Source organism: Nocardioides sp. NPDC054178 (genome assembly GCF_055585005.1).
In genome coordinates, this window is record NZ_JBVJKY010000002.1 from 1,203,472 (window position 1) to 1,214,936 (window position 11,465).

11 protein-coding genes and 1 rRNA gene are annotated in these 11,465 nt (G+C 68.5%); 6 read left to right on the forward strand and 6 right to left on the reverse strand.

What is annotated here, in order from left to right:
• Window positions 1-230: 230 nt before the first annotated feature.
• On the reverse strand, window positions 231-1,016 hold the full coding sequence (locus tag ACZ6WN_RS12470) for an HAD family hydrolase (protein ID WP_465864947.1): 786 nt from the start codon (window positions 1,014-1,016) through the stop codon (window positions 231-233).
• 281 nt (window positions 1,017-1,297) lie between these two features.
• Between ACZ6WN_RS12470 and ACZ6WN_RS12475 the strand changes: the two genes are divergently transcribed.
• Window positions 1,298-1,876, forward strand: a complete 579-nt coding sequence (locus ACZ6WN_RS12475) for a TMEM165/GDT1 family protein (protein WP_465864948.1) — start codon at window positions 1,298-1,300, stop codon at window positions 1,874-1,876.
• A 4-nt stretch (window positions 1,877-1,880) separates the two neighbouring features.
• Here ACZ6WN_RS12475 and ACZ6WN_RS12480 read toward each other — a convergent pair whose 3' ends face one another.
• Together ACZ6WN_RS12480 and ACZ6WN_RS12485 are read right to left on the reverse strand one after the other, a co-directional pair.
• Window positions 1,881-3,113 (reverse strand): RNA polymerase sigma factor, encoded by a 1,233-nt coding sequence (locus tag ACZ6WN_RS12480; protein ID WP_465864949.1) that lies wholly within the window; start codon window positions 3,111-3,113, stop codon window positions 1,881-1,883.
• 1 nt (window position 3,114) lies between these two features.
• Window positions 3,115-3,492, reverse strand: a complete 378-nt coding sequence (locus ACZ6WN_RS12485; RefSeq protein ID WP_465864950.1) for a YciI family protein — start codon at window positions 3,490-3,492, stop codon at window positions 3,115-3,117.
• 215 nt (window positions 3,493-3,707) lie between these two features.
• Here ACZ6WN_RS12485 and ACZ6WN_RS12490 point away from each other — a divergent pair, with 215 nt between their 5' ends.
• Window positions 3,708-4,526: a nicotianamine synthase family protein gene (locus ACZ6WN_RS12490; RefSeq protein WP_465864951.1), complete on the forward strand. Its 819-nt coding sequence runs from the start codon at window positions 3,708-3,710 to the stop codon at window positions 4,524-4,526.
• On the opposite strand, the gene ACZ6WN_RS12495 is transcribed toward ACZ6WN_RS12490, so the two are convergent.
• Window positions 4,523-5,407 carry an LLM class flavin-dependent oxidoreductase gene (locus ACZ6WN_RS12495; RefSeq protein ID WP_465864952.1) on the reverse strand — a complete coding sequence of 295 codons (885 nt, stop codon included), beginning with the start codon at window positions 5,405-5,407 and terminating at the stop codon, window positions 4,523-4,525. The two genes, ACZ6WN_RS12490 and ACZ6WN_RS12495, sit on opposite strands and share 4 nt — an antisense overlap.
• A 122-nt stretch (window positions 5,408-5,529) precedes the next feature.
• On the opposite strand from ACZ6WN_RS12495, the gene ACZ6WN_RS12500 reads away from it, so the two are divergent.
• From ACZ6WN_RS12500 to ACZ6WN_RS12510, 3 genes are read left to right on the forward strand one after another with little or no spacing between them, the layout of a single operon-like run.
• Window positions 5,530-5,958 carry a YciI family protein gene (locus ACZ6WN_RS12500; RefSeq protein WP_465864953.1) on the forward strand — a complete coding sequence of 143 codons (429 nt, stop codon included), beginning with the start codon at window positions 5,530-5,532 and terminating at the stop codon, window positions 5,956-5,958.
• Window positions 5,959-5,984: 26 nt separating this feature from the next.
• The gene (locus ACZ6WN_RS12505; protein ID WP_465864954.1) at window positions 5,985-7,226 is read left to right on the forward strand and encodes an RNA polymerase sigma factor; all 1,242 of its coding nucleotides are present in this window, start codon (window positions 5,985-5,987) and stop codon (window positions 7,224-7,226) included.
• 21 nt (window positions 7,227-7,247) lie between these two features.
• Window positions 7,248-8,513, forward strand: a complete 1,266-nt coding sequence (locus ACZ6WN_RS12510; protein ID WP_465864955.1) for an Nramp family divalent metal transporter — start codon at window positions 7,248-7,250, stop codon at window positions 8,511-8,513.
• Window positions 8,514-8,620: 107 nt separating this feature from the next.
• On the opposite strand, the gene ACZ6WN_RS12515 is transcribed toward ACZ6WN_RS12510, so the two are convergent.
• Entirely contained in the window at window positions 8,621-9,421 is an 801-nt protein-coding gene (locus ACZ6WN_RS12515) for a siderophore-interacting protein (protein ID WP_465864956.1), read from the reverse strand.
• A gap of 105 nt (window positions 9,422-9,526) precedes the next feature.
• Here ACZ6WN_RS12515 and ACZ6WN_RS12520 point away from each other — a divergent pair, with 105 nt between their 5' ends.
• On the forward strand, window positions 9,527-10,822 hold the full coding sequence (locus ACZ6WN_RS12520) for an MFS transporter (protein WP_465864957.1): 1,296 nt from the start codon (window positions 9,527-9,529) through the stop codon (window positions 10,820-10,822).
• A gap of 342 nt (window positions 10,823-11,164) precedes the next feature.
• On the opposite strand, the gene rrf is transcribed toward ACZ6WN_RS12520, so the two are convergent.
• A 5S ribosomal RNA gene (gene rrf, locus ACZ6WN_RS12525) occupies window positions 11,165-11,281 on the reverse strand.
• Window positions 11,282-11,465 lie beyond the last annotated feature (184 nt).

An 11,465-nucleotide genomic window follows, 5' to 3' on the forward strand; every position in this document is an offset into this window, starting at 1 on the left:
CGAGGATGTGACCAGCCCTACGGACGTGAAAACTGTCAAACGACAGGTAACAGGGTCGGTGTGATTTCAGACACCGTTCCGATGGCACTCCGGCACCGTGCCGAGGAGCGGACCGAAACGCCGGCGGATCGCCGGTTCGGCTGACATCGGCCCTCAGGAGTGGGACCCTGACCCACACCGGACGACCTCCTCGAGGCGCCGACGGGCCGAGCGCCGGCCTCAGCCCGGGATCAGCGGGACGATCTCTTCGAACCCCACGGCACCACATTGCCGGAGACGAACGTCCGCGATTCGGACCCTTCGCGCGGCATCGGGATCCCGATCATCCCGGCGAGCTCGCCCAGCTCGCTGATCGTCGGTCCGCTCCACTCGGGATCCAAGGCGAGGGCGACGTCCCCGTCGTGCGCGTCGAGCGCCCTGGCGCGGAACCGCACCGCCCGCATCCCGACCGCCTCGGCCCCGCTGAGCTCGTGGTCCGCACCGTCACCGACGTAGACACACTCACCGGTGTGCACCTCCAGTGCCGCCGCGGCGACGAGGTAGGCGCCCGAGTCCGGCTTGCGTACGCCGGTCTGGCAGGAGAACGAGACGGCATCCAGGTGGTCGGCGAGCGGGCTCTGCGGCCAGATCGCGACCGTCTCGGCTCCGCAGTCGGCGACGAGTCCGAGCTTGAACCCTCGCTTGCGCAGCGACTCGAGCGCAGACAGGGCCCGGGTCGCGGCATGCAGGGAGAGCTCGTGGTCCAATCGCCGCGTGATCGCGCGCTCCACCTGCGACTCGGTCGGCGACCCGCCGACCCGTCGGGCCAGGTAGCGCACGGTGTGGTGCACGTCGGCCATCAGACCGCGTACGCGCTCGTCGAAGGTGTCCGCGACCGCGGCCGCGAAGGCGTCCGGGTCGACGCCGAGATCGGCGCCCATCCCCCTGGCCACCGCGTCGTGCTCGGCGGGATGGCCGCTCGGGACGAGGGTGTCGCGCAGACCGAAGAGGACCGCGCGCACCTCGGCCTCGTCCATGAACTCAGCCTAACCACGATCGGATCTCGACCGCGGGAATTCGACCGAGGGGCCACGGCCCACCCGAGTGGGACGGCGTGAGGCCCCTGGCCTAGACTGACGGCACGAAGGGGAGTAGTCCTCAACAGTCGCGTCGACACACTGGCCTCAGCGCCCGGCGCGATCGGCCACGAGGTGGCGGACGAGACCTTCGACCAAGCACCCTGTCAACATGACGGTGCTGGTCGAAGGACGATCAACTCCTCATGGGAATCCTCCGGCCGGCGCCGGAGAGGAACCCTGTGTACGCCTTCCTTCTTTCCACCGCAGTCATCTTCGTCGCCGAGCTCGGCGACAAGAGCCAGCTCATGGCGATGACCTTCGCCACCCGCTACCGGGCCCGGGACGTGATCCTCGGGATCACCGCTGCCACCGCGATCGTCCATCTCGCCTCGGTCGCCATCGGCGCGCTCATCGGGGACGCCTTCGCCGAGCACCAGCACTACATCACCATCGTCGCCGGAATCGCCTTCCTGTTCTTCGCCGGCTGGACGCTGCGAGGCGACGAGCTCACCGAGGACGAGGCCAAGAAGGCGCGCAACAGCCGCGGCATGGCGATCGTCGCCGTCGGGGTCGCGTTCTTCCTGGCCGAGCTCGGTGACAAGACGATGCTCGCCACGATCACCCTGGCCACCCAGGAGGGCTGGCTCGGCACCTGGATCGGCTCCACGGTCGGGATGGTCGCCGCCGACGCGCTCGCCATCGGGGTGGGCGCGCTCCTGGGCCGCAAGCTCCCCGAGAACGTGATCAAGTACGGCGCCGCCGCGCTGTTCGCGATCTTCGGGATCATCCTCGTCATCGATGGCGTCGTGCAGCTCTGAGGCCTCAGGGCCGGTCGAGCGACTCGATCCGGCGGTTCAGGTAGCGCTGCTCCGGCACGCTCTGCGTCAGCCGGGCCGCCAGCACATAGTGCTCCCGAGCCGTCGCGACGTCGCCGGACTGCTCCAGCAGGTGCGCCAGCACGGCATGGGCGCGGTGGTGTCGCTGCATCGCCGGGTGCTCCAGCAGGTCGCGTACGATCTCGATCCCGTGCTCGGGTCCGAGACTCATCGCCACGGCGACGGCCCGGTTGAGCGTGACCGCCGGCGAGGGCGCGACCTGCGCGAGCATCCCGTAGAGCAGGTTGATCTGGAGCCAGTCGGTGGCCTCGTACGACTCCGCCTCGGCATGGACCGCGGCGATCGCGGCCTGGAGCTGGTAGCGGCCCACCGGCCCCTCGGGGAGCACCTCCTCCAGCAGCGCGACCCCCTCACGGATCAGCTGCTGGTCCCACTGCGAGCGGTCCTGGTCCTTGAGCGGGATCAGGTCGCCGAGGTGGTCGACGCGACCGCACGAGCGGGCCTGGGTCAGCAGCATCAGCGCCAGCAGGCCGGTGGCCTCGTCGTGCTCCGGGAGCACCCCGCGCACGATCCGGGTCAGCCGGATCGCCTCGTCGGTGAGCTCGATGCCCTGGAGCTCAGGGCCGCTGGTGCGGGTGTGGCCCTCGTTGAAGATGAGGTGGCAGACGTCGAGCACGCACGCGATCCGCTCGGGCAGCTCGTCGGGCGCCGGCGAGCAGAACTTCTCGTCCTTCAGCGTCGCCCGCGCCCGGCTGAGCCGCTGCCCCATGGTCGCCTCCGGAACCAGGTACGCAGCCGCGATCTCCGACGTCGTCAGACCGCCCACGCACCGCAGCGTGATCGCGACCTGGGAGGGGCGGCGCAGCGCGGGATGGGCGCACATCATCATCAGCCGCAGGGAGTCGTCGTAGGCCGAGCCGATCTCCACGGCCGCGGGGTCCGGGTCGTCGAGCCGCCGGGCGATCCCGTCGGCGACCTCGCGCCGGGTCCGTGCCGTGTCCGCGCGCAGCTGGTCGATCAGGCGTCGATGAGCCACCCGGATCAGCCACGCCCGCGGGTCGTCCGGCAGGCCGTCGCGCGGCCATCTCTGGCTGGCGGCGATCAGCGCCTCCTGGGCCGCATCCTCGCAGTCGGGGAGGTCGGGATGGACCCGCAGCAGGGCGCCGAGGACGTGGGCGGACTCCTGCCGCCACACGTCCTCGACTCCCGTGACCGTCATGTCAGTAGGTTGCCACCGGCCGTAGCTCGACGGTCTCACCGGGGCCGCTGAAGCTGCGTACGACCTCTTCGGCTCTCTCCTGGGACTCCACGTCGATCAGGAAGAAGCCGGCCAGATGCTCCTTCGCCTCCGAGTAGGGACCGTCGGTGGCGATCGGCTCGCCGGCCTCCCAGCGGTAGAGCTTGGCCGAGGCTGGATCCGCGAGCGGCTGCCCGCCGAGGAGCTCACCGTTGGCCGAGAGCTCCTCCATGATCCCCTCGAAGGCCGCGTTGAGCTTCTCCCTGGCCGCCTCCGGAAGCGACTGGAGCTCGGGGATGAAGTCACCGGTCGGGTGACCCCACGGCTGCGGGTTGGAATGGATCAGGATGACGTACTTCATGGACTTCCCTTTCGTCGGCGCCTTCCGTAGGCGTGCTTACGGGGATACGTCGGAGCCGATCGGCGTAGTTCTACATCGTCCCAGAAGCGAGCCGCCGACGTGTGCGAATAGGAGTGCGGCGACACGACCTGCCCAGCAACTTCCGTGCCGCGGAGCGGGCTCCTGAGGCCGAACAGCCTGCACCGGCCGTCACCGATGTGGAAGGGTGACCGGTTGTGAATCCGGGAACGTTCGAAGCCATCGACGAACGTCTTGTCTCCACCCTCGACGACCTGCTCGACCAGCCGACGCTGGAGCCCGGGATCGTCGTCAACGCGCTCTTCAACCGGTTGGTGACCGCCGTGCTGAGCGTGCCCGAGCCGGAGGCCGAGACCGTGCTGGCCGCGCTGCCGCCGTCGCGGTCACCGGCCGTCTTCCGGTCGGTCGCGTCCGCCGGCGAGCACGCGCTCGAGCGGGTCTGGGCCGACCGGATCGCGCACTCCCCCGACCCCGCGGCAACGTTCGCCCACTTCCCCTACCGCGAGAACTACCGGCTCCTCGTGGAGATGGAGCTGGAGGCCGTACGCCGCCAGGGCACCGTCCCGCGGCACGTCCTGCTCCTCGGCTCGGGGCCGCTCCCCCTCACCGCGCTCTGTCTGGCCGACCAGGGCATCGCGGTGCACTGCGTCGACCACGACGCCGAGGCGATCCGGCTCTCCTCCGCCGCCTTCGACCGTCTGGGTGCCGCCGGCGTGACGTTCGAGCACGCCGAGGCCGCCGCCGCCAGGCCTCCTCACCCCGCCGACGTCGTGCTTCTCGCCGGCCTGGTCGGCTCCGACGATGCCGCCAAGGCCGCGGTGCTCGACAAGGCGGTCACCGCTCTCGCCCCGGGCGGCCTCGTCCTGGCGCGGAGCGCCCGGGGGCTGCGTACGCTGCTCTACCCGCAGGTCGGTCCGCAGGCCCTGGCCGGGCTGGACGTGGTCGCCGAGGCCGACCCCGAGGTCGACGCCCCGGGCACCGACGTGATCAACAGCGCGATCCTCGCGCGCCCCTAGAGCACGGGGTCGAGCACCTCGGCCTTGAGCTGTGCCGCCCGCTCGATCCGCTCGGCACCGGTCTTGCCCAGGTTCCAGGTCGGCAGGATGAACTCGTCGAACCCGGCCTCGACGTAGCGCCCGACGAACTCCTGCAGCTCACCTGCCGAACCGGTCTGGGTCCTGGCGAAGCCGGGGTTCGCGCCGTCGAGATCGAGCATGAGGTTGGTGGTCGTCCTGATCGTCGCGGGGTCGCGACCCACCTGCTCGCACGCCTCCAGGAGCTTGGCCCGCACCGCGCCGGCGCTCTCGGGCGTGCCCCAGGTGTTCCACTCGTCGGCGTGCCGGGCGACGACGCGCAGCATCCGCGGGCCCTTGGCACCGACCAGGATCGGCAGCGGCGAGGCCACCGGCTTCGGCTCGCACGGCGCGTCGGTGAGCTGGAAGTGGGTCCCGTCGAAGGTCGTGCGCGGCTTGTCGAGCAGCGACCGCGTGACCTCGATCGCCTCCTCGAAGCGGTCGACCAGCACCTTCGCCCCCGGCAGGTCGAAGCCGTACGCCTTGTGCTCGTTGATCTGCCAGCCCGCACCCATGCCGAGCACGAAGCGCCCGCCGGCGATGTGGTCGATCGTCGCGGACCTGTTCGCGAGCAGCGCGGGGTGATGGATCGTCGTCGGGGAGACGAGAGGCCCGATGCGTACGTTCTGGGTGGTCGCGGCCAGCGCCGGCAGGATCCCCCAGACCTCGTGCATGGGTGCGTCGTCGATCTCCTCGGATCCGGTGTTGGGCATGTAGTGGTCGGCGAGCCAGACGCCGTACCAACCGGCCTGGTCAGCCGCCTGCGCCTCGGCGAGGATGTCGGCGGTGGGGAAGACGAGGTTGGGCCACAGCGAGATCTTCACGTCCCCAACCTACCGAGATCCCAGAAATAATCTTGGCAGCGTTGTCGATCCCGCGTAGACCTCGTTCGACCAAGGGGTGAACGGGCCGGCAAGACGGCCCGACCGACACAGGAGAAACCGAGATGCCGAAGTACATGCTGATCTGGCGCACCATCGACGAGGACAAGCAGAACGCCGCGATGGCTGCCATCCCCTTCGAGCAGATGCTCGAGAAGATGGGTCAGCTCAACGACGAGCTCATCAAGGCGGGCGTGCTGCTCGCCATGGAGGGTCTGGACCCGGAGGAGCACACGGTCGTCACCTACGCCGACGCCGACGAGCCGCCGGTGGTCACCGACGGCCCCTACGGCGAGACCAAGGAGCTCTTCGGGGGCTTCTACCTGATCTCGGTCGGCTCGAAGGAGGAGGCGGTCGAGTGGGCCAAGCGGCTCAGCTACTTCCCCGGTTCCGCCGTTGAGGTCCGCCGGGTGCCCACGATCGACGAGTTTCCGCAGGACAACCCGTGGATCCAGAAGGAGCTCGACTGGCGGACCAAGAACGGGCAGCTCTGAGTCCGAAACCACCGGAGAAGACACCGATGAGTGACGCGACGCGCGCCGTCGAGGCGATCTGGCGCATCGAGTCCGCCCGCATCGTCGGCGCGCTCGCGCGCTACACCGGCGACTTCGCCCTCGCCGAGGACGCGGCTCAGGAGGCCCTCGCCGAGGCGCTGGTCTCCTGGCCACGCGACGGCCGGCCGGCCAACCCGGTCGGCTGGCTGATGACCACCGCCAAGCGGCGGGCGATCGACACGATCCGCCGCGCCGGGGTCCAGCGCGAGAAGTACGAGGCCATCGCCCACGACCAGGACGAGGCGTACGCCGACGACCTGGACGTCGAGCGGATCGACGACGACGTCCTCGCGCTGATGTTCGTCTCCTGCCACCCGGTGCTGTCCAAGGAGGCCCGGGTGGCGCTCACGCTCAGGGTCGTCGGCGGCCTCGGCAGCGAGGAGATCGCCCGGGCGTTCCTGGTTCCGGTGCCGACGATCCAGGCCCGGATCACCCGCGCCAAGAAGACGATCGCGGCCGCGAAGGTCCCCTTCGAGGTGCCGTCGCCCGACGAGCGCCGGCAGCGTCTGGCCGGCGTGCTCAACGTCCTCTACCTGATCTTCACCGAGGGCTCCACCGCCACCTCCGGCGAGGATCTGATCCGCACCGACCTCGCCCGCGAGGCACGGAGACTGACCCGGGTGCTGATCGGTGTGCTGCCCGACGAGCCGGAGGCGTACGGCCTGCTTGCGCTCATGGAGCTGACCGCCTCCCGCTTCCCCGCCCGCACCGATGCCGCCGGCGACCCGGTCCTCCTCGAGGACCAGGACCGCACTCGATGGGACCAGGGAGCCGTACGCCGCGGCCTGGCCGCCCTCGAGCAGGCGACCCCACGAGGTCTCGGTCCCTATGGCCTCCAGGCCGCGATCGCTGCGACCCACGCGGTCGCCGACTCGGTCGAGACCACCGACTGGGAGCGGATCATCGTCCTCTACGAGGCCCTGGGCCGGATCGCGCCCAACCCGATCGTCGACCTCAACCGTGCCGTGGCGGTCGCCATGGCCCACGGACCGCTGCGAGGCCTGGAGATCGTCGACCGGCTCGCCGACCCGATCACAGGGGCAGGGCGGCTCGACCACACCCATCTCCTCCCGACCGTACGCGGCGAGCTGCTGCGCCGACTGGGCCGAACCGTCGAGGCACGCGCGGAGCTGGAGCGGGCGGCAGAGATGTGCACGAACGAGCGGGAGCGTGCCGTCCTTCGGCAAAAAGTCGCTGATCTTACCTAAAACGGGGTATACCTGACGCTCATGTCACAAGCAGCGAGGACCGAGACGTCCGAAACCCCACGCTGGCGGATCCTGGGACCCGGCCTCGTGGTGGCCGCCACCGGTGTCGGCGCCGCCGACCTGGTCGCGACCCTCATCGCCGGCAGCAAGTACGGCTACGCCCTGCTCTGGGCCGTGGTCGTCGGCTGTGTCCTGAAGGTGGTCCTGGTCGAGGGCGCCGGGCGCTACAGCCTGGCCACCGGCGAGACGATCTTCCAGGGATGGCGCCGCCTGGGCATCTGGACGACGATCTACTTCGGCCCCTACATCGTGATCTGGGGCTTCATCTACGGTGCCGCGGCCATGGCCGGCACCGGCCTCTCGCTGGCGGCGCTGTTCTCGTTCGCCTCGGTGAAATTCTGGGGCATCCTCTCCGGCCTGATCGGTCTCGCCATCGTGTGGGCGGGCCGATACGGCCTCTTCGAGAAGTTCCTCGCGGTCCTCGTGGGGATCATGTTCGTGACCATGGTCGGCGCCGCGCTGGTGACCCTGCCCAACCTTCCCGAGCTCCTCACCGGTCTGGCCCCGACCATCCCGGAGGGTTCGCTGGTCAACATCCTCTCGGTCGCCGGCGGCGTCGGCGGCACCATCACCCTGGCCGCCTACGGCTACTGGCTGCGGGAGAAGGGCTGGAGCACCCCGCAGTTCATGCGCGTGATGCGGATCGACAACACCACGGCGTACGTCGTGACCGGCATCTTCGTCGTCGCGACCCTCATCGTCGGCGCCGAGCTGCTCTACTCGGCCAACATCGCCATCGGCACCGGCGACCAGGGCATGCTCGACCTGTCCCGGGTGCTTGCCGACCGTTACGGCAACTGGTTCGGCAAGCTCTTCCTGATCGGCTTCTGGGCCGCGGCGATGTCGTCCCTGGTCGGCGTCTGGAACGGTGTCAGCCTGATGTTCGCGGACTTCATGGGCACCATCCGCGGCCGGGCGGACGAGCCCGAGGCCAAGAGCGGCGGCCTCTGGTACCGCTCCTACATCCTCTGGCTCACCTTCCCCCCGATGATCTGGCTCCTGCTGGCCGACGAGCCGACCTGGCTGATCCTCATCTACGGGGTCCTGGGCGCGTTCTTCATGCCGTTCCTCGCCATCACCCTGCTCTGGCTCCTCAACACCGGCCACACCCCGGCAGAGTGGCGCAACAAGTGGGTCTCCAACATCGGCCTGATCATCTGCGCCCTGCTCTTCGCCTGGCTCGCCTTCGACCAGATCCGCACGACCATCACCGACCTCCTCGGCTGACGCCGAGTCGGCTCGAACTGACCGAAAATCCCGCCGAGTCGGCTCGTCATGACGAGCCGACTCGGCGGTTTTCTTTGTCAAGATGAGCCGACTCGGCTTCTGGACGGTTACGCCTGGGCCTTGCCGATCCGCCAGTAGCCGACGAAGGTGATCCGCGACTTGGGCACGCCGAGCGACACCAGATGGCGCCGTCCCTCGGCAGGGATCGTCCGCTCACCGACGAGGTAGGCCGAGAGGGTGGCCGGCGCCTCGGGGGTGAACGCTTTCACCTCGGCGATCGCCAGCGCCCCGGGCTGCTCGGCGGAATCAGCTCGAGCGAGCCAGCGCACCTCGACCTCCTCGGGCCCGGAGACGTCCTGGACGTCGGCCATGTTCGGGATCTCGATGATCGCCAGGCCGCGCGCGTCGCGGGGCATGTCCCGGAGGATCCCGACGATCGCCGGGAGCGCCGACTCGTCCCCGACGAGCAGATGGAACGAGGCGTCCGGATCGAAGTCGAAGCCCGTGCCCTGATCCATGAGCACGACCCGTTCCCCGGGCTGTGCGGTACGCGCCCACGGGCCCGCGATCCCGAGGTCCCCGTGGACGACGAAGTCGACGTCGATCTCACCGAGCTCCGGCCGGTGCTCGCGCACGGTGTAGTTGCGCAACGGCGGCCGGTCGCCGTGCCTCATGTACTTGAGGTAGTCGATCGTCCCGAGCTTCTGTGGCACCACATCGAAGTTGGTGGGCTCTCCACCGGGCCGCGGCAGGAAGAGCCGGAACCACTGGTCGAAGCCGCGCTGCGGGAAGCGTCGCAGGTCGTCACCTCCCAAGGTGAGCCGCACCATGTGCGGAGTGACCTGCTTGTTGTGCAGCACCTCGGCCGCGTACACGCCCTTCAGCCTGCGGCCGTCGTCGAATCCCATGCCAGCTCCATTCCTTAAGTAAGGCTTACCTTACCTACGCTGCCAAGGGGCCGCGCGAGACCAAAGTCGGTTGACGCGTTCCGCCGCCGGGTCAAGGCTGTCGGCATGCCCGCCGACGAGCTTCCCGGCTGGAGGCGCAACGCAGCGATCTTCCTCGCCGGCCAAACGGTCTCCCTGCTCGGCTCGATGCTGGTGATGTACGCCGTGATGTGGCACCTCACCATCGAGACCCGCTCCGGGTCGGTGCTGATGCTGAGCCTCGTCTTCGGGATGCTCCCGCAGGCGTTCATGTCGATCTTCGGCGGCGTCTGGGCCGACCGACATCACCGCAAGTTCCTGATCATGGGCTCCGACGCCACGATCGCGGTCGCCACTCTGATCCTGGCCGGCTTGATGGCCAGCGGGATCGACGACCTGTGGATCATCTATCTCGCCCTGGCCATCCGCTCGATCTTCGCCGGGATCCAGATGCCTGCGGTCACCGCGATGATCCCGCAGATCGCTCCGGAGTCGCAGCTGCTCCGTATCAACGGCGCCTTCCAGACCATCCAGTCCGCGATGACGCTCCTCGCCCCGGCACTCGCCGCGGTGATCTACGCCAGCATGGACATCGTTGCGGTCTTCTTCATCGACGCCATCACTGCCCTCATCGGCGTCGGGCTGCTGGCCCTCGTCCCGGTCGCCCGTCTCGTACGCCCCGACCAGGGCGAGGTCTCCTACTTCGGTGACCTCCGCGCCGGCCTGAAGTACGTCTCCACCCACGCGCACGTGCGTTGGATCCTCGTGCTCTTCACGCTGGTCATGGTGATGGTCGGAGCCCCCTCCTACCTCACCCCGCTCATGGTCACCCGCACCTTCGGCGACGAGGTCTGGAAGCTCACGGCGAACGAGCTGTTCTGGGGCTTCGGCATGCTGGCCGGTGGTGTCGCCATGGCCGCGTTCGGGCCCAAGATCATCCACCGCATGCGCTTGATGGTCGGCTCCGTCGTCCTCATCGGACTGTTCGTGGTCGGCCTCGGAGTCTCCACGAACATGTGGGTCTTCTTCGTCTTCGGGCTGCTCATCGGGTTCGCCTTCTCAGCGCTGAGCGCTCCCGCGATGACGATCCTCCAAGAGCGCGTCGAGCCGGAGATGCAGGGGCGGGTCTTCGGCATCGTCGGCATCGTGATGTCGGTTGCCATGCCCCTCTCGATGGTCGTCTTCGGTCCGCTCGCAGATCAGTTCTCGGTCGAGTCCCTGCTCGTGCTCGCCGGTCTGCTGCTCTTCTTCATCGTCGCCGGCATCCTCGCCATCCCTGGCGCTCGCCGGTCCCTGACCGAGGTCGATGTCCCGAAGGAATCGCCCATCGCACCCACCGCCGCGAACGCGCCGGAGGAGGAAGCCTCCCAGGGCACCAAATGACAGTTGCCCGGCACCTCGAGGGCGCCGGGCAACTGGAGAAGCTCTGGATCAGCGGCTGGTGACCAGCTTGATGGCCACGCCGAGACCCACGGCAACGACGGCGGCGATGAGCAGCTTCTTGACCATGGGAACTCCTAATTCGAGAGGTTTGGTACGGACTGCAACTATGACATTGGACCTCGCGAGGCCGCCTACGTCAACCGGGCGTGGCGCGAAGAGACCACCATAATCCTCTCGACAGGCTCGATCCACCGCCTCTCGCCAAGCTCCATCCACTGCTCCGAAAACGGGCACAAATGGCAGCAGGGCCACCTCCGAAGAGGTGGCCCTGCGCAAAGTTATGTCCGGCGGCGTCCTACTCTCCCACAGCCTCTCGGTTGCAGTACCATCGGCGCTGAAGGGCTTGACTTCCGGGTTCGGGATGGGACCGGGTATTTCCCCTTCGCTATGGCCGCCGTAACTCTAGAGATCACGCTCCCATCAGAGGGAGGGTGACCAAACCTGTGTTACAACAGTTGGTTGTGGACGCGAGACTTGACGGTCTTCGTTTGTTGTTTTTGTTGAGGGTTTATGAAAGATAAGCCCTCGGCCTATTAGTACCGGTCGGCTGGGCATCACTGCTGTACACCTCCGGCCTATCAAC

Excerpts from the sequence above, each read along its gene's own strand:
- ACZ6WN_RS12470 (WP_465864947.1), bottom strand. The coding sequence starts at position 1,016 with ATGGACGAGGCCGAGGTGCGCGCGGTCCTCTTCGGTCTGCGCGACACC.
- ACZ6WN_RS12480 (WP_465864949.1), bottom strand. The coding sequence starts at position 3,113 with ATGACGGTCACGGGAGTCGAGGACGTGTGGCGGCAGGAGTCCGCCCAC.
- ACZ6WN_RS12485 (WP_465864950.1), bottom strand. The coding sequence starts at position 3,492 with ATGAAGTACGTCATCCTGATCCATTCCAACCCGCAGCCGTGGGGTCAC.
- ACZ6WN_RS12500 (WP_465864953.1), top strand. The coding sequence starts at position 5,530 with ATGCCGAAGTACATGCTGATCTGGCGCACCATCGACGAGGACAAGCAG.
- ACZ6WN_RS12505 (WP_465864954.1), top strand. The coding sequence starts at position 5,985 with ATGAGTGACGCGACGCGCGCCGTCGAGGCGATCTGGCGCATCGAGTCC.
- ACZ6WN_RS12510 (WP_465864955.1), top strand. The coding sequence starts at position 7,248 with ATGTCACAAGCAGCGAGGACCGAGACGTCCGAAACCCCACGCTGGCGG.
- ACZ6WN_RS12515 (WP_465864956.1), bottom strand. The coding sequence starts at position 9,421 with ATGGGATTCGACGACGGCCGCAGGCTGAAGGGCGTGTACGCGGCCGAG.
- ACZ6WN_RS12520 (WP_465864957.1), top strand. The coding sequence starts at position 9,527 with ATGCCCGCCGACGAGCTTCCCGGCTGGAGGCGCAACGCAGCGATCTTC.